The 21401-nt window shown below is 48.2% G+C and carries 22 protein-coding genes and 1 riboswitch; of the genes, 15 read left to right on the forward strand and 7 right to left on the reverse strand.

The annotated features are described in order from the left end of the window. Positions 1-60: 60 nt before the first annotated feature. Positions 61-246 (forward strand): hypothetical protein, encoded by a 186-nt coding sequence (locus P397_RS0105010; protein ID WP_026832256.1) that lies wholly within the window; start codon positions 61-63, stop codon positions 244-246. Further along, positions 212-1102 (forward strand): MazG nucleotide pyrophosphohydrolase domain-containing protein, encoded by an 891-nt coding sequence (locus P397_RS17555; protein ID WP_235183946.1) that lies wholly within the window; start codon positions 212-214, stop codon positions 1100-1102. Before P397_RS0105010 ends, P397_RS17555 begins: the two co-directional genes overlap by 35 nt. Before the next feature lie 97 nt (positions 1103-1199). Here the strand turns inward: P397_RS17555 and P397_RS0105020 are convergent, their stop codons facing one another. The 5 genes from P397_RS0105020 to P397_RS0105040 are packed head-to-tail and all read right to left on the reverse strand — an operon-like array spanning position 1200 to position 4224. Next, on the reverse strand, positions 1200-2384 hold the full coding sequence (locus P397_RS0105020) for an aminotransferase (RefSeq protein ID WP_028105825.1): 1185 nt from the start codon (positions 2382-2384) through the stop codon (positions 1200-1202). Continuing rightward, the gene (locus tag P397_RS0105025; protein ID WP_152539602.1) at positions 2381-2881 is read right to left on the reverse strand and encodes an Lrp/AsnC family transcriptional regulator; all 501 of its coding nucleotides are present in this window, start codon (positions 2879-2881) and stop codon (positions 2381-2383) included. The genes P397_RS0105020 and P397_RS0105025 overlap by 4 nt, the downstream gene beginning before the upstream one ends. A gap of 2 nt (positions 2882-2883) precedes the next feature. Then, positions 2884-3678: a glycosyltransferase family 2 protein gene (locus P397_RS0105030; protein ID WP_028105827.1), complete on the reverse strand. Its 795-nt coding sequence runs from the start codon at positions 3676-3678 to the stop codon at positions 2884-2886. A gap of 59 nt (positions 3679-3737) precedes the next feature. Further along, positions 3738-3977: a NifU N-terminal domain-containing protein gene (locus P397_RS0105035; RefSeq protein ID WP_026832261.1), complete on the reverse strand. Its 240-nt coding sequence runs from the start codon at positions 3975-3977 to the stop codon at positions 3738-3740. 13 nt (positions 3978-3990) lie between these two features. Continuing rightward, positions 3991-4224 carry a DUF1871 family protein gene (locus P397_RS0105040; RefSeq protein ID WP_026832262.1) on the reverse strand — a complete coding sequence of 78 codons (234 nt, stop codon included), beginning with the start codon at positions 4222-4224 and terminating at the stop codon, positions 3991-3993. A 275-nt stretch (positions 4225-4499) separates the two neighbouring features. Between P397_RS0105040 and P397_RS0105045 the strand changes: the two genes are divergently transcribed. The 9 genes from P397_RS0105045 to P397_RS0105085 all read left to right on the forward strand — a co-directional run bounded on the left by P397_RS0105045 (position 4500) and on the right by P397_RS0105085 (position 14578). Continuing rightward, entirely contained in the window at positions 4500-6767 is a 2268-nt protein-coding gene (locus P397_RS0105045) for a ribonucleoside-diphosphate reductase subunit alpha (RefSeq protein WP_028105828.1), read from the forward strand. Positions 6768-6785: 18 nt separating this feature from the next. Next, positions 6786-7274: a flavodoxin domain-containing protein gene (locus P397_RS0105050; protein ID WP_026832264.1), complete on the forward strand. Its 489-nt coding sequence runs from the start codon at positions 6786-6788 to the stop codon at positions 7272-7274. Beyond that, positions 7243-8286, forward strand: coding sequence for a ribonucleotide-diphosphate reductase subunit beta (locus P397_RS0105055; RefSeq protein WP_026832265.1), 1044 nt, complete (start codon positions 7243-7245; stop codon positions 8284-8286). Before P397_RS0105050 ends, P397_RS0105055 begins: the two co-directional genes overlap by 32 nt. A 401-nt stretch (positions 8287-8687) precedes the next feature. Next, the gene (gene yugI, locus P397_RS0105060) at positions 8688-9080 is read left to right on the forward strand and encodes a S1 domain-containing post-transcriptional regulator GSP13 (RefSeq protein ID WP_012371159.1); all 393 of its coding nucleotides are present in this window, start codon (positions 8688-8690) and stop codon (positions 9078-9080) included. A 126-nt stretch (positions 9081-9206) separates the two neighbouring features. Next, positions 9207-10373 carry an iron-containing alcohol dehydrogenase gene (locus P397_RS0105065; protein WP_028105829.1) on the forward strand — a complete coding sequence of 389 codons (1167 nt, stop codon included), beginning with the start codon at positions 9207-9209 and terminating at the stop codon, positions 10371-10373. Between the two features lie 112 nt (positions 10374-10485). Then, positions 10486-11835, forward strand: a complete 1350-nt coding sequence (locus tag P397_RS0105070) for a glucose-6-phosphate isomerase (protein WP_012371157.1) — start codon at positions 10486-10488, stop codon at positions 11833-11835. Positions 11836-11966: 131 nt separating this feature from the next. Continuing rightward, on the forward strand, positions 11967-12440 hold the full coding sequence (gene ytkD, locus P397_RS0105075) for an RNA deprotection pyrophosphohydrolase (protein WP_026832268.1): 474 nt from the start codon (positions 11967-11969) through the stop codon (positions 12438-12440). After that, complete coding sequence (locus P397_RS0105080) at positions 12412-13152, forward strand: alpha/beta hydrolase family protein (RefSeq protein ID WP_051523892.1); 741 nt, start codon at positions 12412-12414, stop codon at positions 13150-13152. Before ytkD ends, P397_RS0105080 begins: the two co-directional genes overlap by 29 nt. A gap of 172 nt (positions 13153-13324) precedes the next feature. After that, positions 13325-14578, forward strand: coding sequence for an EAL and HDOD domain-containing protein (locus P397_RS0105085; protein ID WP_028105831.1), 1254 nt, complete (start codon positions 13325-13327; stop codon positions 14576-14578). Between the two features lie 57 nt (positions 14579-14635). On the opposite strand, the gene pckA is transcribed toward P397_RS0105085, so the two are convergent. Then, positions 14636-16204: a phosphoenolpyruvate carboxykinase (ATP) gene (gene pckA / locus P397_RS0105090; protein WP_028105832.1), complete on the reverse strand. Its 1569-nt coding sequence runs from the start codon at positions 16202-16204 to the stop codon at positions 14636-14638. Positions 16205-16437: 233 nt separating this feature from the next. Continuing rightward, positions 16438-16564: riboswitch (SAM riboswitch) on the forward strand. 127 nt (positions 16565-16691) lie between these two features. Here pckA and metK point away from each other — a divergent pair. The 3 genes from metK (at position 16692) to P397_RS0105105 (ending at position 19313) form a co-directional block, all read left to right on the forward strand. Next, positions 16692-17900, forward strand: a complete 1209-nt coding sequence (gene metK / locus P397_RS0105095; protein ID WP_028105833.1) for a methionine adenosyltransferase — start codon at positions 16692-16694, stop codon at positions 17898-17900. 135 nt (positions 17901-18035) lie between these two features. Next, positions 18036-18524 carry a GNAT family N-acetyltransferase gene (locus P397_RS0105100; protein ID WP_026832273.1) on the forward strand — a complete coding sequence of 163 codons (489 nt, stop codon included), beginning with the start codon at positions 18036-18038 and terminating at the stop codon, positions 18522-18524. 84 nt (positions 18525-18608) lie between these two features. Then, a complete protein-coding gene (locus tag P397_RS0105105; protein WP_028105834.1) occupies positions 18609-19313 on the forward strand; it encodes an alpha/beta fold hydrolase in 705 nt (234 codons plus the stop codon). 84 nt (positions 19314-19397) lie between these two features. Here the strand turns inward: P397_RS0105105 and P397_RS0105110 are convergent, their stop codons facing one another. Further along, positions 19398-19988 (reverse strand): class I SAM-dependent methyltransferase, encoded by a 591-nt coding sequence (locus P397_RS0105110; protein WP_028105835.1) that lies wholly within the window; start codon positions 19986-19988, stop codon positions 19398-19400. A gap of 175 nt (positions 19989-20163) precedes the next feature. Here P397_RS0105110 and P397_RS0105115 point away from each other — a divergent pair, with 175 nt between their 5' ends. Further along, positions 20164-21345, forward strand: a complete 1182-nt coding sequence (locus P397_RS0105115) for an MDR family MFS transporter (RefSeq protein WP_028105836.1) — start codon at positions 20164-20166, stop codon at positions 21343-21345. Positions 21346-21401: the final 56 nt, after the last annotated feature.

Here is a 21401-nt window from a genome sequence, read left to right on the forward strand (position 1 = left end):
ATGTCATCATCATATCACGTTTATCAAAAGAACGTATCACTCAAACGAGGAGGAATTGACATGAAACGAAAAGAAGTTGGATTACTCGTCTCACTCGCTGTTGCCAGCGGACTGGCGGTCCGGGAATGGCGGAAGAACCAACAGTTTAACCGACGATTCAAGCAACAAACAGAAGAGCAGCTGGTGAAAGGATTGACGGAGGTGCAACGTGATGCAGGAGATGATACGTCTTCAACAAAAGGTTGACGAGACAATCCGGGCGCTCGGCGGATACTTTCGTCCATTGTCCGGCTTGGCCCGACTGATCGAGGAAGTGGGCGAAGTCGGCGAGGCGCTTGAGACGGCCGACCATCAGGCATTAAAAGCGGAACTTGTCGATGTGCTGATGATCTCAACGTGTCTGTCGAATCAATACGTGACAGACTTGGCAGGTCAACACCGGGAGCTCGGAACAGAACACGATCAGGAACAGGGCTCGTTTTACCGGCTCGTCCATGAGGCGGGGCAAGTCGCCCGTGTGATGAACGGTTATGAAGGAGACAAACCGCCGAAAAAGACGGAAGACATTATTCCGATCGGAACTTCGCTGGCCCGTCTGCAACGTGAGCTGTTCCGGTTGGCCCGACCGCTTGAATTGGATCTCTTAACAGAAATTGATCAAACGAATGCGAAAAACAGACAGCGGGACCGGGCACGATTTGCGTTGACCCGGGATCCGGTGACGGAATTGACGATTGATCACTTCCGAAGTGCCACGGGAAACACAGAACGTCTGTGGGGAGCACCTGCCCATGAAGCAGATCTGCCGCTTGAGGCACATATCGAGGCGGCCTTGCCGTCCTTACGCCGATTTGTTCGTTGTGCCCGCATTGAAGGAATCGCTGGATTTGTCATCGAGGCGCCAATCGAGCGGAGTGACAGCCTGATCAGCGTCAAAGAACAGGCGGACGAGATCGGACGGCTCATCAAGGAACAGACGCCGTTAGCATTTAAGGAGGCGCCGTACCGGATTGATGTCTATGCGCCTCAGCTTGGTCCGGTCTCACCGTATCACGCCGAGGATGACCACCGGATGTTTTTGGTGTTGCATGTGGATGAATGAACCAAACGTGAACATAAAAACAAGGACAGCAGATTTTAGCTCTGCCGTCCTTATTTTTTGTGTTCAATTCAGTTGATACCGTTTTCGATGATTCACTTCATCGATTCGATAGTTCGGTTTGCTGGTGTTTCAATTGTTGCATAAACCGGTTAATCCGGTGGATGGCTTGTTGCAGTTGCTCGATTGAACTGGCGTAGCTTGCGCGGACATATCCTTCGCCGCTGGCGCCAAAGACAGAACCGGGGACAACTGCGACACGTTCTGCAAGCAACAGCTGTTCCGCGAACTCCTCGCTCGTCAAACCGGTTCCGCCGATATACGGGAAGGCATAAAAAGCACCACCCGGTGAATGCGTCGGCAGACCGGCGTCATTCAGTGCCTTGACGAAATAGTTCCGTCGCTGGCGATAACTGCGGACCATATCCGGTACCGTCTTGTGCCGGGAGCGCAAGGCTTCGATGCCGGCAAATTGGACGAGGGTTGGTGCACACATCATTCCGTACTGATGGACCTTGAGCATCGCTTGACTGATGGCAGCAGGGGCGCAGGTGAAACCAAGCCGCCAGCCGGTCATGGCAAACGCTTTAGAGAAGCCGTTGATGACAATCGTCCGATCGCGCATATCCGGTAAGGTCGCGAAGCAGGTCGGTTCATCTTCATACGACAGTTCAGCGTAGATTTCGTCGCTGATGACATAAAGATCATGTTTTTTGGCAATCAACGCGAGATCGGCTAATTGATCCCGTGACATGACGGACCCGGTTGGATTCGACGGGAAACAAAAGATAATGGCTTTTGTCCGTTCCGTGATCGCTTCTTCAATCGTCTCCGGTTGGATCGTAAACCCGTTCTCCGCCTGACAGGCAGCCGCAACAGGAATACCGCCAGCAAGTTCGATCAAAGGGGCATACGACACGAAGGCGGGTTCAACGACGATGACTTCGTCTCCCGGATTGATCAACGTCCGAAAGGCTAAATCGAGTCCTTCCGAAGCACCGGTCGTGACGATAATCTCATCGCTGACCTGATAGTCGATGGAAAACTTCTCCTGCATGTACAAGCGGATTTCCTGACGTAACTCGACGAGTCCGGCGTTGGCGCTGTATGCCGTGTAACCTTGCTCTAGTGCCGCGAAGCTGGCTTCCCGGACATTCCAAGGTGTGACGAAATCCGGTTCGCCGACACCAAGTGAGATGACGTCTTCCATCGAACCGGCCAAATCAAAAAAACGCCGGATGCCAGATGGCGCTAACCGTTCGACACGCTCTGATAACGACTTCATGGTGACACCTTCAATCGTTTGTCCTCATCATCCTGGCTGAACAAGACACCATCATGTTTGTACGTTTTCAAACGGAAGTGAGTCGTCGTCGAAATGACGGAGTCGAGTGTCGACAGCTTTTCAGAGACGAATTGCGACACTTCCTGCAAGGATTTTCCGTCGAGGACGACTTGCAGGTCATAGGCGCCGGACATCAGATACAGCGACGTCACTTCAGGAAAACGATGAATCCGCTCCGCGACTTCATCAAAGCCGCGTCCGCGTTTTGGTGTCACTTTGACATCGATAAAGGCCGTCACACCATGATGGGCGTGAATCTTTTGCCAATCGATGACGGCTGTGTAGCCGAGCAGGACGCCGTCTTCTTTGAATGCCGCAAGCGACGACAAGACGTCCTCTTCCGTCAGATCCAGCATCTGAGCAGCAAGGACGTGATCGATCGGTCCATTCTGGGTCAATAATTCAAGTAATTCCAATTGTTTATCTGTATACACGATAATCACTCACTTTCTGTCAAATGGCCGCTGAACGTCCGCCGTGTCTCACGGAGACGAGAGCGGCGTTCTTCTTGGACGATATGAAAATTTTTCATGTCCGTCGTCGGCAGTTCATGTTTTTCCACAAGGCGGTCAAAATAGACGCGACGTGAGGCATCCTGTTTGGCGGATTCATGATTGCCGGACGGATTAAAGGCATACAGGACAGTCGCACGGGCAGGGTGCAGGACGAGATGATCCTGGCCGACCCGTAAGATCCAGTCCCAATCCCAATAGTTGAAGACCTCTTCATCAAAAAGTCCAAGCTCTTCGTGCAAGGATTTCCGGTAAATGGAACCGGACGGGATATACGTCGAGTCTTCCTTCATGCCTTCGCGGTCATACGGATAGGCGAAGGGTTCCGTCGTCCGGACGACACGGTGATCCTGTTGCCAGTCATAAGTGAACAGTTCAGCGTCGGCATAGGACAAGTCGGCACCGGCTTCCAAGTCGCCGACGACTTCCTCGATATGCGAAGGCAACAACAGATCATCGTCGTCATGCAGGAGGATGTAACGTCCTTTTGCCAGCGCGACACCATGATTGCGTGCCCGGACATGATGATTTTCCGGAAGATCGACATAGGTGATCGCCAGCTGTCCGTTAAAGTCAGCGATGACGGATTCGAGCCGGTCGCCGTTGTTATTTAAGATGATGACTTCGAAATCTTGAAAAAATTGTTTTGTCAGTGCGGTCAAGGCTTCACGCAATTCACGTGGCCGGTTGTATGTCGGAATGATGACTGAGACCGTAGGCATGGGAGTCGTCTCCTTAGAACAAAGACACCTGTAACGTGCAAGGTGTCCTTGTGAGATATTTACATATGTTCTTCGATTGTTGGAAGTAAGTCATTCCATTCAGCATCTGCCTCTTTTGTGACGGTGACGAAATCACCGTATGCAAAGAGGTTGTCGATACCGTCGATTGTAATGAGGGATGCGAGTAAGGCGTCTTCCGGTGTATCCCCTTTTTTGACACTTGTACTTTTCGCCCCAAAACGATCTCCGTCGAGGGTGATTTTTACTGAGTTGGGGTTCGGTGTGTAATCAACTTGCATAATAAGTCTCCTTTCAAAGTTCACACGAATCTTCACATAAAAGTAAGTTCGTTGCGAGTAAAGTTAATTCCTGCTGATCGGGTTGTTCACCAAACGATTCTTCAAACACAGACCCGATCGCTGTGGCAAGTGGGCTTACTTGATCATGAATCGTCAATAGCACTAGTATAGCAGACATTTCGGTCGGATAATTTCCTTGTCCTAGGTGAAATGGATCATATTTTTTTAAGAGTTCTTCTGACCTCATAATCGATTAAACTCCTTATCTCAATATATCTCAAAAGGCGGTGGTCAGCCTTTTTGAATTTGTTTGACCTGATTTTCAATGCAAGGGGTTATTTTTTGGTCATTCAGTGATAACCTATATCTTGTAGATAAATAGGTTTAGAAATGCCTAAAACGTCTATATATAGAGTGATGATTAAATTACTCTTCCTATATGTAGGGCGTCTTTTTTTAGTTTAGCGCATTTTTTGAAACAACGGAACCTATTTTAAAGTTAGAGAATGGGAGTGGTTCATAGTGGCATCTCCACTGAATACAGCACGCATCTATCAAGGTGCAATGACAATAGAGGATGTATATACGGTGATCCGTCAGATTACGGCATCATATTCGGAGCTGGACGTCGAGCGTTACACAGAACGGGCGATTCGGGCACTCGAAGGGAAGACGTTACAAGCGGATCAAGTCTATGAACTGTTAACCATGCATGCACTTGATATGTTAAAAGCAGAAGAACCGAACTGGACGTTTGTTGCGACAGCCACTTACCTCAACCGGTTATATCTTGAAGCGAGCGAAAACCGCGGATATCCAGCGGATGAACGTTACGGCTCACTTTACACATTGATTGAAAAATTGACGGAGATCGGCATCTTCACACCGCATCTCTTAGACACGTATACAAAAGAAGAAGTCGAGGAACTGGCGGCATCGATCGATCCGTCACGTGACCATCTGTTCACGTACATCGGACTTCGGACATTATCAGACCGTTACTTAGCGCGCGATCACGTCAAGAAATTGTACGAACTGCCGCAGGAGCGTTTCATGATCATCGCGATGACGTTGATGCAGACAGAACCAAAAGACCGCCGGATCGATCTCGTCAAAGAATCGTACTGGGCGCTTTCGAACCTGTATATGACGGTTGCGACACCGACATTGTCGAATGCCGGTAAATCGTACGGTCAACTCTCGTCATGTTTCATCGATACGGTCGATGACTCACTACGGGGCATCTATGACTCGAATACGGATGTCGCGACCTTGTCAAAAGGCGGCGGCGGAATCGGTGTCTATATGGGAAAAATCCGTTCGCGCGGATCAGACATCAAAGGATTCAAGGGTGTATCAAGCGGTGTCATTCCTTGGATGAAGCAGTTGAACAATACAGCGGTCAGCGTTGATCAGCTCGGCATGCGTCAAGGATCAATCGCCGTTTATCTGGATATCTGGCACAAGGATATCCTCGAATTCCTCGATGCGAAGTTGAATAACGGGGACGAGCGGTTGCGGACACATGATTTATTCACAGGCGTCAGCTTACCGGATCATTTCATGCGGACCGTCGAAGCACGAGGCGACTGGTATTTGTTTGATCCCCATGAAATCCGGACGGTGATGGGCTTCAGTCTGGAAGATTCGTTTGATGAAACGGAGCAAGGTGGCAGCTTCACGGAGAAATATGAAGCATGTGTCAATGAACCACGCCTGAGCCGGACGAAAGTACCGGCCATCGATCTCGTCAAACGTTACATGCGGTCACAGCTCGAAACCGGTACACCGTACATGTTCTTCCGCGATGCGGTAAACCGCGCCAACCCAAACAAACATGCGGGCATGATCTACTCGTCGAACCTCTGTTCAGAAATCATGCAAAACATGAGTCCGACGACAGTGACGGAAGAGTACACGGAAGACGGCAAGATCATCATCACCAAGACGCCAGGCGATTTCGTTGTCTGTAATTTGTCTTCGATCGCACTAGCGCGTGCTGTCCGCTCGGATGTCTTGGAACGGTTGATTCCGATTCAAATGCGGATGCTCGATAACGTCATCGATCTCAACACGATTGATGTGCCGCAAGCACAGATCACGAACCAGAAATACCGGGCAGTTGGACTCGGAACATTCGGCTGGCATCACCTGCTCGCACTCGAAGGCATCCGCTGGGAATCGGTCGAGGCTGTTCAGTACGCCGATCGTCTCTACGAAAAAATCGCATACTTGACGATTGATGCATCGATGCAACTGGCGAAAGAAAAAGGGGCTTACCGTCTCTTTGAAGGATCGGAGTGGCAAACAGGGGAGTACATCGCCCGCCGTCACTACAAAACGACTGCTGAACTCGATTGGGATCGCCTGCAAGCCGACATCACGGCATACGGAATGCGAAATGCCTACTTGATGGCAGTCGCACCGAACTCGTCGACGGCAATCATCGCCGGCAGTACGGCTTCGATTGATCCGATCTACAAAAAAGTTTATGCGGAAGAAAAGAAAAACTATAAGATTCCAGTAACCGTTCCCGACCTTACGCCGGAGACGAACTGGTTCTATAAATCAGCATTTGAGATTGATCAACTGTGGAGCATCCGTCAAAATGCGTCACGTCAACGCCACATTGACCAGGCGATCAGTTTTAACCTCTACGTCAAAAACAGTATCAAAGCAAAAGAGTTACTCGAGATGCACATGGAAGCATGGCAGCTTGGGATGAAGACGATTTACTATACACGTTCGACGACTGTTGAAATCGATGAATGTGAGTCGTGTTCATCATAAGAGAAGGAGGACGATATCATGAAGGCAGCAATCGTATATGCGTCAATGAGCGGAAATACAGAGGAGGTTGCGGAACTGATCGCGAAAGCGTGTTCCGACATGCAGGTTGAACCGACGATGATCTTTGCCGATGACGTAACGACGTATCAGCTGGTCCCTTATGATATCGTCTATTTTGGTTCGTACACCTGGGGGGACGGTCAATTGCCGGATGAGATGCGGGACTGTCTGAAGCTGGTTTTAAAAGAAAGTCCGCACAAGATTCCACAGGCTGCCGTTTTTGGGACGGGCGACAAGATGTTCGTCAAATATTGCCGTGCCGTCGATGAGATGGCCTATCATCTCTCGAAATTTGGTGTCCCACTCGCAGGTGAACTACTCAAAATCGAACAATCCCCACGAAATCGGCCGCATCTGGTCAAGGAGTGGGCACGTCGAACGTTATTGCAATTACAGCAAGAGGGAGCCGAACAACATGGAACAACTACAAAAAATCAAACTGCTTGATGCCCGTCATCCAAATCGGGCGACCGCGATTATTGGCGGCGAAACGAGTTCGATCGTCAACTGGAACGATCTTGCCTATCCTCAGTTTTATTCGATCTATAAACAGTTATTATCGAACTTCTGGATTCCGGATGAGATCTCGATGTCAAAAGACATGCAACAATGGAATCAATTGAGCGAACGGGAACAGGATGCCTTTAAGCGGATCATCGGTCTGTTATCGATCCTTGATTCCGTCCAAACCCGTTACATTTTGGAATCGGCGATGTTTACATCAGACGCCTCGATTCATGCGATCCTCGCGATTGTAGCCCAGCAGGAAGTCGTGCATAACCAATCGTACAGCTACGTGCTGTCGAGTCTCGTGCCGCTGTCGGAACAAAACCGGATCTTCGACATCGCAAAAGATGACGAGATGGTCATGAAGCGGAATGCTTTTATTTTAGATCTGTACGAAGATTTCCAAAACGACCGGACGCCGGAAAACTTTGCGAAGTCACTCGTCGCTTCGATTGTTCTTGAAGGGATTAACTTCTATTCCGGATTTGCTTTCTTCTATAATTTAGCGCGTCACCAAAAAATGGTCGGTACCTCGACGATGATCAGTTACATCCAACGTGATGAACTGCAACACTCGTACTTCATCAGTCAATTGTTGCGTGCCGTTCTGACGGAACATCCATCCATCGACGCCGACGGTTCATTCACGAAGTTCGTCTACGCGACGTTTGAGCGCGCGGTTGATCTTGAGATTGAGTGGAGTGAATACGTGTTACGTGACTTGGATGGACTTGATGTCAGCGAGATGCGTGACTACGTCAAATACCTGGCTAACAAACGTCTTCGTGTCATCGGACTTGACGACCTGTATGAAGGACATGATGAAGACGTCATGCCATGGATCCGGGCGTATTCCGACGACTCGATGAATGCGACGAAATCCGATTTCTTCGAGCAGAAATCACGGTCGTATGCGAAAGTAACGGACGCGAACGGATTTGACGATTTGTAAGTCGTCAACTACTCTTTAAATTTTTATTGCTTCAACATGTAATTTCCTTTACGCTAGGACAGGTGAGGTCATGCTCGACTCCTGCGGAAAAACAAGCCAATCATGCCCCTGAAAGATGCATTCGCATCTGAAGCGTCATGATGGCTTGTCCGCGGAAAGCGAGCAGACCGGACCGGTCCTTTTTACATGTTTTTTCTCTGTTTTCCTTCATGAAAAGAGTAAGAAAACAAAAAAAGGGCCGGACTCGAAAAGTCCGGCAGAATCAGGGGGAATACTTGAAGTCTTGCTACTAATTTGTTCCCTTGTAAAATAAAAAATAAACAATTTGAAAAATATTTTTTACCATCCGTAAAAAGTATGTTATTATAAGTTGATGAATTTAGTTAGGGAGTGTATAAACTATGGCAAACTTTGAAAAAGACCAAGTTGTTACTGGTAAAGTAACTGGTATTCAAAACTTTGGTGCTTTCGTAGCACTTGACGAGCAAACACAAGGTCTCGTCCACATCTCAGAAATCTCACACGATTACGTAAAAGACATCAACGATTACGTAAAAGTTGGCGATGAAGTAACTGTTAAAGTTCTCGACATCGACGAAGCTAACAAAAAAATGAAGCTTTCGATCAAAGCAACACAAGAAGCTCCAAAACGCGAAGCACGCGCTAAAGGCCCACGCAAAAACGCTGGCCGTCGCGATGCAGGTCCTGCTTTCAAACAAGAAGAAGCTCCTGGCTTCAACGTGTTAAAAGGCAAATTGGAAGAATGGATTGAAAAATCAAACTTCCAAAAATAAGTTTTTAAAAGGGAATCGACATCGGTCGGTTCTCTTTTTTTTGCGTTATAAGCATTAAAATAGATGCAAAAGGGGAATGTGTGGATAATGTAAGGTGTTCATTACTTATCAAGGGGGCAACACACAATGGAAAACTTTGAATATCGTAATCCAACGAAACTTATTTTTGGTGACGGTCAAGTCAGCAAGATTAAAGACGAATTGAAAACATTAAATGCAAAAAAAGTCATGCTCGTCTTCGGCGGCGGCAGCATCAAGCGCAACGGCGTGTATGATGACGTAACGCGTGAATTAAACGAAGCCGGCATCGAATACGTCGAGTGTGATGGGGTTGAACCAAACCCACGGATCGAAACAGCAGAGCGTGGCATTAAAATTGCTCGCGAAGCGGGTGTTGATGCATTGCTCGCACTTGGTGGCGGTTCCGTCATCGACTGCACGAAATTGATTGCAGCCGGTATCCCGTATGAAGGTGAAGCATGGGATCTCGTCATCGGAAAAGCAACACCAGAAACCGTCATCCCGTTCGGAACGGTCTTGACGCTTGCAGCAACCGGTTCAGAGATGAACGCAGGTTCTGTCATCACGAACTGGAAGACACAAGAAAAATACGGTTGGGGCAGCCCGTTAACGTTCCCGACATTCTCAATTCTTGATCCGAAGTACACGGTCAGTGTTCCGAAAGACCAAACGATTTATGGAATCGTCGACATGATGAGCCATTGCCTCGAGCAATATTTCCACACGGCACATGCACCGGTTCAAGAACGGATGACAGAAGGCGTCATGAAAGCAGTCGTCGAAGCAGCACCGAAACTCGTCAACGATCTTGAAAACGTCGAACTTCGCGGTACGATTCTCTTCGCAGGTACGATGGCACTCAACGGTGTCCTGCAAATGGGCGCACGTGGTGACTGGGCATCGCACAACATCGAGCATGCGGTCTCAGCAGTGCATGACATCCCGCACGCAGGTGGTCTGGCGATTCTCTTCCCGAACTGGATGCGTCACGTCCTCGACGAGTCAAACGCCCACCGTTTCGTCACACTCGGTGAAAACGTCTTTGACGTCGATACGGCAGGAAAATCAGAGATGGAAGCGGCTCACGCGACAATCGATGCCATCAGCGCGTTCTGGACATCACTTGGTGCACCAAACCGTCTCGCGGACTATGATATCAAGGAAGATACAATCGATTCGATCGTGAAGTCAGCCATGACACGCGGAGACTTCGGTAACTTCAAATCACTTGGTAACGAAGATGTCCGTCAAATCGTAACGGCTGCTTTATAAGCGATGTAACATTTGCTAATCTTTTCACAAAAGACTTGAACGACCTTCCTTCTTGCGTTTTAATGAAAAGGAAGGTCGCATTTGTTTGCGAATGAATAAGGAGGACGAGTGAATGACAACAGTACGTTTTGATTATTCGAAGGCCCTACAATTCGTAGGACAACATGAAGTGGACTATATGGCGGATACGGTAAAAACATTACACGGAGCGATTCACAACGGTACAGGTGCCGGCAGTGATTTCCTCGGTTGGGTCGACTTACCGACAAACTACGACAAAGCGGAATTTGAGAAAATTCAGGCGGCGGCGGAAAAAATCAAGTCGGATTCAGATGTCTTGTTAGTCGTCGGAATCGGCGGATCGTATCTTGGTGCCCGTGCGGCAATCGAGATGCTTGGTCATTCGTTCCATAACTTGTTATCCAAAGAAGAACGGAAAGCACCACAAATCATTTATGCCGGACATAACATTTCTTCAACGTACTTACACGATTTGTTCCAAGTACTTGAAGGGAAAGATGTGTCGGTCAACATCATCTCGAAATCAGGCACGACGACAGAACCTGCGATTTCGTTCCGTCTTTTGAAAACGTTCATGGAAGACAAGTACGGAAAAGCCGGCGCGAAAGACCGGATTTACGCAACGACGGATAAAGCGCGTGGTGCCTTGAAGACACTTGCGGATTCGGAAGGGTATCAAACGTTTGTCATTCCGGATGACGTCGGTGGACGTTTCTCTGTCTTGACGCCGGTTGGACTGTTGCCGATCGCAGCGGCAGGCATCTCGATTGAAGAATTGATGGCTGGCGCACGTGACGCTCAAGTTCAGTTCTCAAACGAAAACTTGGCGGAGAACGAAGCTTACCAATACGCAGTCGTCCGAAACGCGTTATACGCAAAAGGGAAAACAATCGAACTCCTCGTCAACTACGAACCGGCCCTGCATTATGTTTCGGAATGGTGGAAACAGTTGTACGGTGAATCAGAAGGAAAAGACTTCAAAGGCATTTTCCCGGCAGCGGTTGATTTCTCAACGGATCTCCACTCGATGGGTCAATACGTGCAAGAAGGACGCCGTGACTTGTTTGAGACGGTCATTAAAGTCGGACAAGCGCGTCATGCCTTGACGATCGAAAAGGATGCGCAAGACTTGGACGGTTTGAACTTCCTTGAAGGAAAATCAATTCAATTCGTTAATGATAAGGCAGCTGAAGGAACGCTACTTGCCCACACAGATGGACAAGTGCCGAATTTAACGGTTGAATTACCAGAAATGACGCCGTACCATCTTGGATTCTTGTTCTACTTCTTCGAAAAAGCGTGTGCGATGAGCGGTTACCTGCTTGGCGTGAACCCGTTTGATCAACCGGGAGTAGAAGCCTACAAGAAAAACATGTTCGCTTTACTGGGTAAACCAGGATTTGAAGCGGAAAAAGCAGAGCTCGAAGCTCGCTTGAAATAAGCATCTTGACATCTCTCGGATTCGAGAGATGTCTTTTTTTGTCATTCTGACAAATTCCTACACACTTTCACTTTTAGAATGCTTTCGAAACAGGTAAAGTGAAGAGAGAAGAAGAAATGAGGTGCACGCACGTGATTACGTTTTTAGATTATTACCAAAATCGGGTTGAACTGAGTTTTGAGGACCATCCCTTCTCGATTCATCCGCTTCATGTCTGGGTCATTGCCGTGTACGAAGGGAAATGGTTGCTGACACATCATAAACAGCGCGGGTATGAATTTCCGGGGGGGAAAGTCGAGCCCGGAGAGACAGCTGAGGAAGCGGCGTACCGAGAAGTGATGGAGGAGACCGGGGGACGGATTGAACGTCTCCAGTACATTGGACAATACCGTGTTGAAGGACGGGGAGACACCATCATCAAAAACATTTATTTTGCCGAAATTAAGTCCCTTGTCCCGCATCTTGCAGTGGATGAAACAGACGGTGCTTACTTGCTGGACGACATCCCACCTCGTCTTGATACGAACCGTCAATACAGCTTCATGATGAAGGACCGCGTCCTTCCGGAGACATTGCGTGTACTCGCCGAACGCCGATTGGTTTGAATTGCCGCGGCAGGGACCGTTCCGGACGTTTCGGATTTTTTATGAGACATCTGACGGCGAACAGGTCGGTGCGTACGTCATCCTGCCGGTCCGTGCCAACGGTCAAGGATTGTTGTACTTGCGTGGTGGGACACGGAACATCGGAATGGTCCGACCGACACGTCTGATGCAGTTTGCTCAAGCCGGCTACTTGGTCATGGCTCCCTTTTACCGGGGAAACCTGGGGGGGACGGGCAAAGAAGATTTTGGTCACCACGATATTCGTGACGCGATTTCGGCATTTGACTGGTTGGATGAACGAGTGGACCGGACGTCGGTCTTTGGTTTTTCCCGGGGGGGACAGATGGCGTTACTGCTTGCGCATCATCGTCCCGTCGCCCGGACCGTTTCCTGGGCAGGGGTGACGAATCTTGTCTGGACGTATGAAGAACAGCAGACGATGCGGAAGATGTTGCGACGGTTCACGGGTGGATTGCCGGAGCAACAAACAGAAGCTTATCACGTTCGTTCTCCGCTCTATTTTCCGCCGCAAGGCGATGTCTTGTTGATTCACGGCTTGTACGATCAAAATGTCCGATTGCGTCATGCGACGAATTACGCCGCCCGTTATCCAAAGCAGACGCATTTAAAAGTGTATCAATATGCCCATCAATTTCCGATTCGTCAAAAACTCGAAGTGACGGATGACGTCATCAACTGGATGATGACGTGACGGAATTTAATGTTGTCATCACCTCAATGCGTATCATTGAGGTGATTTTTTTCTGTAGATATTTGCAACATTGATATCTTTTAAAAAACTGATTTTTTAAGATAAATGGATATTTGATATACTGGAACATATAAAATTAGCCTGACTAACGGATCGAGAAGGGGAACATGAGATGGAAATCTTACTTGCACGACAACCAATCGTTGACCGGTTCGGTTCGATTGATGCTTTTGAATTACTCTATCGTTCAGTCGACGCACCGGCTGTTTTTGACGGCGACTTAGCGACGATGGATGTGTTGACCAACACGCTTGTCCATCTCGGCGTAGATCGTGTGGCAGAAGGAAAACGATTGTTCATTAACTTTACGGGAGACTTGTTGCAGTCGGAGTTAATCGATCACTTGGATCCAACCCGTTTTGTGATTGAGGTCTTGGAGACCGTTCACATTGACAGCGCGATGTTACACACGCTGAAAAAATGGAAAGAAGCAGGATTCATGCTGGCACTCGATGATTTTGTCACAGATCTCTTGCGGAATCATGGTCCGGAATTGTTTGACTTGATTGATCTAATCAAAATTGATATTGAAGCCATCAATCCACGGGAACAAAGTGCCATTCTGCATATCCTGAAACGAAATTATCCCCACATGCGTTTTCTGGCGGAACGGGTGGAAACCCATGAAGATCATACGCGAAGCCTTGAAATGGGATATGACTGGTTTCAAGGATATTTTTATGCCAAACCGATGTTGATGAAAGGAAAGGCCGTCCCACCGCAGTTACCGGTCTTGCTGAAGATGTTGAAATGGCTCGAAACAGATGAGTATTATGACGACGTCATCGATGAGATTGAAAGAAACCCATACATCAGTGTCCAAGTCCTCCAATTGATCAATTCTCCCGGAATCGGCTTACGGAATACAGTCAGTTCGGTCCGGCAAGCCATTTCCTTGTTAGGCTTCTCTCAACTGAAGAGCTGGATTTCACTAATTGTTTTACGCGAGATGAAACTCGCCAGTCCCTATAAATGGTCGAATGAATTATTGCGTTCGTCTTTACACTGTGCCAAGTTATGTGAGCTGTTCGCGACGGAAACAAAAACGTTAAAAGCAGAAAGTGCCTACATGATCGGATTACTTTCGCATATTGATGCCCTGTTGTCGGTTGATATCGATGAAATCATCGACCAACTGCCGATTGAGCCTGCATTAAAACATGTCTTACAAGGAGAGGACCATCCGTTTCGGGATTGTCTGTTGCTTGCAATCAGTGCAGATCGCGGCGAATTCGAACGGTTTGAGCTGCTCAGTAACCGGTTTGGTATTTCCAAACGACGTGCCTATGAGTTGCTGAAAGAAAGCCAAGAATGGTTGGCTCAAAAAGAACTCCACCTGCAAGACAAAACGGATTCGATTGTCTGAAGACAAAAAAGTTGAGCCCCTCAAGCAGAGGCTCAACTTTTTTATTTTGGAGACGGCTTACACACGAGGACCGGCTGATTTAATCGCATCGGTCGCACTGACAAAGCGGGTAAAGTTTTGTTTGAATTTATGAGCGAGAGCTGTTGCTTGTTCAGTATAAACAGCCGGGTCCGCCCAAACTTTAACAGGGTTCAACAAGTCGCTCGGAACACCTGGTACTTCGATTGGCATGTGCAATCCGAACACCGGATGTTCTTCTGTCGGGATGTCGGCAAGCAGACCGTTGACGGCAGCGTTGACCATCGTCCGTGTATAGGCCAGTTTGATGCGGCTGCCTGTTCCGTAAGCACCGCCGGTCCAACCGGTGTTGACGAGATAAACCGTCACGCCGTGGCGATCAATCAGTTCACCGAGCATCGTCGCATATTTTTCAGGAATCAACGGCAGGAACGGTGAGCCGAAGCATGTCGAGAACGTCGCTTCCGGTTCCGTGACACCGCGTTCTGTCCCGGCCAGTTTCGACGTGTAGCCGGACAGGAAGTGATACATCGCTTGTTCTTTCGTCAGTTTACTGATCGGAGGCAACACACCATAGGCATCAGCCGTCAAGAAAACAATCGTTTTCGGATGACCGGCACGTGACGGGATGGCAATGTTGTCAATTGCTGTGATCGGATAAGCCGCGCGTGTATTTTCAGTCAACGATGTATCATCGTAATCCGGAGTCCGGGTGTCGTCGAGGACAACATTTTCAAGGACGGTGCCAAAACGGATCGCATCAAAGATTTGTGGTTCTTTTTCACGCGACAAGTTCACCGTCTTCGCATAGCAGCCGCCTTCGATATTAAAGACACCGTCATGAGACCAGCCGTGCTCATCGTCCCCGATCAATTGACGACTGTCGTCTGCCGATAAGGTGGTCTTACCAGTACCGGAGAGTCCGAAGAATAAGGCGACGTCGCCCTCATGTCCGACGTTGGCGGAACAGTGCATCGATAACACATCTTGTTGCGGCAACAGATAGTTCATGACCGAGAAAATCGATTTCTTGATTTCTCCCGCATATTCCGTTCCGCCGATCAAGACGATACGATGTTCGAATGACATGGCGATGAACGTTTCCGAATTCGTGCCGTCAACAAGCGGATCGGCTTTGAAATGTGGTGCGTAGACGACCGTAAATGGTTCAAAGGCCGCAACCGTAGGATATTCACGTAAGAATAATTGTTTCGCAAACAGATTATGCCAAGCGTACTCTGTCACGACGCGTACCGGGAGGGTGAAATGTGTATCGGCACCAGCAGCTGCCTCTGTGTAGTAGAGTTGATCTGCTTCGTTCATGTAACGAAGAACTTTTTGTAACAGTTGTTCGAATTTGTCCGACTCCATCGGCTGATTCACATGGCCCCAATCGATATGTGTCTCACATGATTGATCACGGACGATGAACTTGTCTTTCGGTGAACGACCTGTAAATTTCCCCGTTTCTACAGACAAAGCACCATTTTCTGCAAGAACTCCTTCGTTGTTGCGAATCGCATGTTCGACTAGTTCGGCAACAGATAGTTGTTTGAACACATGCTCCTTCTTGAGTAGTTCTTCGATATTCAGGACCGTCATCGGCATCCTGACCCCACCTTTCCCCTACGTTGGTTTTGGCTCTACAATTAGTATGACACATTCATTATATATGACATACTAAAGATAGGGCAATCATTTTTCATGCGCTGATTTCTATTTATCTGGAAACGCTTTCAGCATAAACAGTTTAACATCTCTTTCGAAATTTTTCGACTAGAAATTAAAACGTTGCTTGACAGAGTGGGCACAAGTTTATATCATGTAATTCGTAACGGATACTCTTATTCTGAGCAGGTGGAGGGAACAAGGCCCGAAGAAACCCGGCAACCGTCTTATATTAGTTTCATCATTAATATAGGAAAAGGTGCTCTCCTGAAGCGAAGTAAACACTTCGAACGATAAGAGGGTAAAGGAAGAACGCACAACCTTTCCCTGACCATTTTTGGACATGGAAAGGTTTTTTTCATTTTACCGTCCCACTCAACTAGGGGAAATGAGTACACCGTCAAATTCTTTTTTGGGAGGGTCAAACATGACAAACCTTAATCGCCGACTATTTACGTCGGAATCAGTAACTGAAGGTCACCCGGATAAAATCTGTGACCAGATTTCGGATTCAATTTTGGATGCGATTCTTGCAGCGGATCCAAACGCACGTGTTGCGGCAGAAACTTCTGTCACGACAGGACTTGTTTTAGTTGCAGGAGAAATTACGACATCGACTTACGTGGATATCCCGAAAGTCGTTCGTGAAACCATTCGCGAAATCGGCTATACACGCGCTAAATACGGTTTCGATGCAGACACATGTGCTGTATTGACTTCAATCGATGAGCAGTCAGCAGACATCGCTCTTGGTGTCGACCAGGCGCTTGAAGCACGCGAAGGAAACATGTCAGATGAAGAAATCGATGCAATCGGAGCAGGAGACCAAGGTCTGATGTTCGGTTACGCAACGAAAGAAACACCTGAACTGATGCCACTTCCGATTTCACTTTCACACAAACTTGCTCGTCGTCTTGCAGAAGTCCGCAAGACAGGACAACTCGATTACCTCCGTCCGGATGGTAAAACGCAAGTTACGGTTGAATACAACGAGAACAATGAACCTGTTCGCGTCGATACAATCGTCATCTCAACACAACATGCAGAAGAAGTAACGCTTGAGCAAATTCAAGCTGATCTGAAAGAACACGTCATCGCTCCGGTCATCCCGACGGAATACATCGACGCTGAAACAAAATTCTTCATCAACCCGACTGGCCGTTTCGTCATCGGTGGACCACAAGGTGATGCTGGATTAACAGGTCGTAAAATCATCGTTGATACGTATGGCGGTTACGCACGCCACGGCGGTGGTGCATTCTCTGGTAAAGATCCAACCAAAGTAGACCGTTCTGCTGCCTACGCAGCACGTTACGTCGCGAAAAACCTTGTCGCATCTGGTCTTGCGGAAAAAGCAGAAGTTCAGCTTGCTTACGCAATCGGTGTTGCGCACCCGGTTTCAATCGCTGTCGATACGTTCGGAACAGGTAAGCTTCCAGAAGCTCAACTCGTCGAATTGATCGCAGAAAACTTTGATCTTCGTCCTGCAGGCATCATCAAGATGCTTGATCTCCGCCGTCCGATTTACCGTCAGACAGCAGCATATGGTCACTTCGGTCGTACAGACATCGAATTGCCATGGGAGCAAACAGACAAAGCTGCTACTCTTGAAGAGCAGGCAAAACGTTTCGCATAATCCTGAGTTCAGAAACTCCCTGAAGGGTGTTTCTGAACTTTTTTTGTTTCTCCGGAACTTTGCAGGGAAACGACTGAAATTTCTAGAAAAGGGTAAAAGAACATGAGTCTGTAAAAGGAAAAGGGGGATTTCGGTATGGAGATACGCGAAGCAGTTCCTGCTGATGCAGCACGCATTCATGATATTGCGCTCACGTCTTGGATGGATACGTACGAGGAAATCTATTCTGAGCGCTCGAAAGCCCATTTCGTTCAGGAAGCCTACCCGCAAGAAGAAGTTGTTCGGGCAATCCGGACAGCAGAAGAAGCGCGCGGAGAATATTTTAATGTAGGTCTGATCGATGGGGAGATTGTGGGATTCATTCATGCAATTGATGTTGACGGGACGTGGGAAATCGTCCGCCTGTATGTCCTGCCGAAATACCAACAGAATGGAATCGGGCGGCGGCTGATTCGAGAGCTCGAGCGCCAAGGTGCCTCTCCCATCGAAGTGTACGTCGAATCACGCAATTATAAGGCCCGTCACTTTTTGACCTCGTTCGGCTTTAAGGAAGTCAGTGAAACGACGGAAGAAGTGTTTGGACAGGTGGAACCTGTGACGCGGCTGCAACGTATATATGAATAAGGAAAAAGAAATCCGACTTGAGGCGGTTTTGCTGAAGTCGGATTTGTTGCATACTAGATGGATATCTGATGAAGAGGTGAGCGTGTGGTAGAACAACCAACCGGAGTGATTGTCCTTGTGTATCCACTCCAATTACGTGCCCGGCCGAGCGAAGCATTGATTCGCGTCTTGGAACGGGAATATGAAGTGCTTTTGGTCGATGCACCACGTCGTGTATCGTTTGAAGAACACCAACAATTATTAAAAGAAGCGTTACGGGAAGCCGGTAAACGAAAGCTTCCGATTCACATCATTGCCTGCAGCATGGGAGCACTCGTCGTGAACCGGCTGTTGCAGGAATACGAATTGCCGATCGCCAGTCTGTCATTCATCTCGCCGTTGTTTGATTGGCACAATTCGAAACAGCTCGGCGGCGTCAAACAAGTATTTGCGAGTGCATTTGATCGTTTTCGCCCGGATGCACCGCTCGGGACGTTACCGTTTGGGCAAAACAATGAAGATGCGGTTCGTCTCGGTGAGTTGACGTATGCACAGTATCGCGAGATTGAAGAAGAGATCGTGTTGCATGATGAAGAACGGAAAAAATTACCGCGTGTCCATCTCGCCTGTTTTTATGCGCCGGATGATCAGTTTGCCGATGTCAAGCTGACGCTCGAAGTGTGCCGGAAAATGGGGGGCGACCAGATTTATCTGCAGCGTCTGCACGGCTTCCCGCACTTTAGTTTCGAACGTTTGAACACACGGTTTGCCGAAAAATTACTATTGTTCCTCAAACTCGTCGAAGAGTAAGAAGCGAATTAAAAAAAGGAGGATACCGTCGCCCGCGACAGGATCCTCCTTTTTTTAGTCGTTGATCTGTTTTTTAAGCTTTTTTTAGTCGTTGATCTGTTTTTTAAGCTTTTTTTCGATGGCGACGATGAAAGGCGGATTGTTTTGTTGATTCAAAAACCGGTATTGTAAGACGGCATAATCTTGTTGGGACAGGAGCGAAACATAGTCGAGGACGGCGTCGCGTTCTTTACGTCCTTCGATATGTCCGTGATAAATCACAAGGACGATCAATCCTCCAGGCACGAGGACGGGCAGAAGGGCGCCGAGCGCCTCTAACGTCTCTTCCCCGGTCGTCGTGACCGATTTATCACTCCCCGGTAAGTAACCGAGATTAAAGACGCCGGCGCGGATCGGACGCTGTTCTTCAAACAGGCGCGCTCCGACATGGATGTGACTTTCGTGATACAAATCGACCCATTCCGAAACATGAGCTGCCTGCAACCGGCGTTTCGTCTCTTCAATCGCCTGCTCCTGGACATCAAAAGCGATGACCCGACCGCTTGGTCCGACTTGTTCGGCAAGGAAGTGTGTATCATGACCGTTCCCGGCGGTCATATCGACGACACAATCCCCTTCATGGATGACAGACTCCAGTAATTCTTTGGCGTAAGGTAATACTCGTGCAAGTGACATGGCATAAACTCCTCTTCCTGATAGCTGTTCTGTTTTTTCTAAGTACCCGCAAATCCGATCATTTAGTCAATTGTATCATTTTTCCGATTGTTCGTTTAAATCGAAGTTCCTTGACAGAGTGCGATGCAATTTCGTAAAGTGGCAAGGTTGGAAACTATATTGGAGGAAACTGATCATGCCGAAATTACCTCGTGCGGTCTGGATTCTGGTATTGGCGATGGCGATCAATACGACAGGATCCTCTTTTTTATGGCCGTTTAATACATTATACATTCATGAATATTTAGGCGAATCGATGACAAAAGCGGGAATGGCGTTGTTCGTCAACTCGGCGCTTGCCATCGTCGGAAACTACATTGGGGGAAAAGCGTTTGACCGGCTCGGTGGTAAACGGACACTTGTCATCAGTGTCGTTGGTCTCGTTCTGGCTTCGGTCGGATTATGGATGTTCCACCAGACTTTCACCGGATACGTTCTGATGCTTGGATTGATTGGATTTGTCGGTGGGATGGTTTTCCCGACGATTTATGCATTGACAGGTGTTATCTGGCCGGAAGGCGGAAGACGCGCCTTCAATGCAATTTATGTCGCCCAAAATGTCGGTGTCGCGCTTGGAACGGCAATCAGTGGACAGATTGCGGCGATTGACATTCAATTTATTTTCATCGCGAATCTCGTGTTATACCTGCTGTTTGCGCTGGTATTACTCGTTGGTCTGAACTGGATTCAAGTGAATCCGCTGAAACGCCAGGCGACGACGTCAGGGGACGGAGAACGTGAACCGTTATCGCGAGCGTCTGTCCGGACGATGCTGTACGTATCGATCGGTTACGCGTTGTTATGGTTCGTCTATGTCCAGTGGCAAGGAACATTTGCCGTTCATACAAAATCTCTTGGTGTTACGATTTCCGAGTATTCGATCCTCTGGACAATCAACGGAGCGTTGATCGTATTTGCACAACCGTTGTTGACGCCTGTCTTGCGGTGGTTTGGAGATGATTTGAAGCGTCAGTTGTTGACCGGGACCGGTATCTTCCTGCTGTCTTATTTGATTGTGCCGTTTGCCGGCGGCTTCAAGATGTTTTTAGTCGCGATGATTATCTTGACGATCGGGGAAATGTTCATCTGGCCGGCTGTTCCAGCAATGGCTGCACGCTTGGCACCGATCGGAAAAGAAGGGGAGTTCCAAGGATACGTCAATATCGCAGCATCGGCCGGACGGATGATCAGTCCGACCGTCGGTGGATTGATTTATGATATCTCAGGAATGAATGCTGTCTTCTTGACGTTAATCGGACTGATTATCGTGGCCGGATTTACATTCATCCGGGCCGTTCCCAAAAAAGTACAACCCTGAACAAAGGGAGGAAAAGTGTACGTTACTTTTCCTCCTTTTTTATTGCTCAAGAAAGC

Source organism: Exiguobacterium undae DSM 14481, assembly GCF_000620805.1.
Classification (GTDB): Bacteria; Bacillota; Bacilli; order Exiguobacteriales; family Exiguobacteriaceae; genus Exiguobacterium_A; species Exiguobacterium_A undae.

What these genes read in the sequence shown, in the direction of transcription:
- P397_RS0105010 (WP_026832256.1), top strand. Translation starts at nt 61, where the DNA reads ATGAAACGAAAAGAAGTTGGATTACTCGTCTCACTCGCTGTTGCCAGC.
- P397_RS17555 (WP_235183946.1), top strand. Translation starts at nt 212, where the DNA reads ATGCAGGAGATGATACGTCTTCAACAAAAGGTTGACGAGACAATCCGG.
- P397_RS0105020 (WP_028105825.1), bottom strand. Translation starts at nt 2,384, where the DNA reads ATGAAGTCGTTATCAGAGCGTGTCGAACGGTTAGCGCCATCTGGCATC.
- P397_RS0105030 (WP_028105827.1), bottom strand. Translation starts at nt 3,678, where the DNA reads ATGCCTACGGTCTCAGTCATCATTCCGACATACAACCGGCCACGTGAA.
- P397_RS0105035 (WP_026832261.1), bottom strand. Translation starts at nt 3,977, where the DNA reads ATGCAAGTTGATTACACACCGAACCCCAACTCAGTAAAAATCACCCTC.
- P397_RS0105040 (WP_026832262.1), bottom strand. Translation starts at nt 4,224, where the DNA reads ATGAGGTCAGAAGAACTCTTAAAAAAATATGATCCATTTCACCTAGGA.
- P397_RS0105050 (WP_026832264.1), top strand. Translation starts at nt 6,786, where the DNA reads ATGAAGGCAGCAATCGTATATGCGTCAATGAGCGGAAATACAGAGGAG.
- P397_RS0105055 (WP_026832265.1), top strand. Translation starts at nt 7,243, where the DNA reads ATGGAACAACTACAAAAAATCAAACTGCTTGATGCCCGTCATCCAAAT.
- yugI (WP_012371159.1), top strand. Translation starts at nt 8,688, where the DNA reads ATGGCAAACTTTGAAAAAGACCAAGTTGTTACTGGTAAAGTAACTGGT.
- P397_RS0105065 (WP_028105829.1), top strand. Translation starts at nt 9,207, where the DNA reads ATGGAAAACTTTGAATATCGTAATCCAACGAAACTTATTTTTGGTGAC.
- P397_RS0105070 (WP_012371157.1), top strand. Translation starts at nt 10,486, where the DNA reads ATGACAACAGTACGTTTTGATTATTCGAAGGCCCTACAATTCGTAGGA.
- P397_RS0105085 (WP_028105831.1), top strand. Translation starts at nt 13,325, where the DNA reads ATGGAAATCTTACTTGCACGACAACCAATCGTTGACCGGTTCGGTTCG.
- pckA (WP_028105832.1), bottom strand. Translation starts at nt 16,204, where the DNA reads ATGCCGATGACGGTCCTGAATATCGAAGAACTACTCAAGAAGGAGCAT.
- metK (WP_028105833.1), top strand. Translation starts at nt 16,692, where the DNA reads ATGACAAACCTTAATCGCCGACTATTTACGTCGGAATCAGTAACTGAA.
- P397_RS0105100 (WP_026832273.1), top strand. Translation starts at nt 18,036, where the DNA reads ATGGAGATACGCGAAGCAGTTCCTGCTGATGCAGCACGCATTCATGAT.
- P397_RS0105110 (WP_028105835.1), bottom strand. Translation starts at nt 19,988, where the DNA reads ATGTCACTTGCACGAGTATTACCTTACGCCAAAGAATTACTGGAGTCT.
- P397_RS0105115 (WP_028105836.1), top strand. Translation starts at nt 20,164, where the DNA reads ATGCCGAAATTACCTCGTGCGGTCTGGATTCTGGTATTGGCGATGGCG.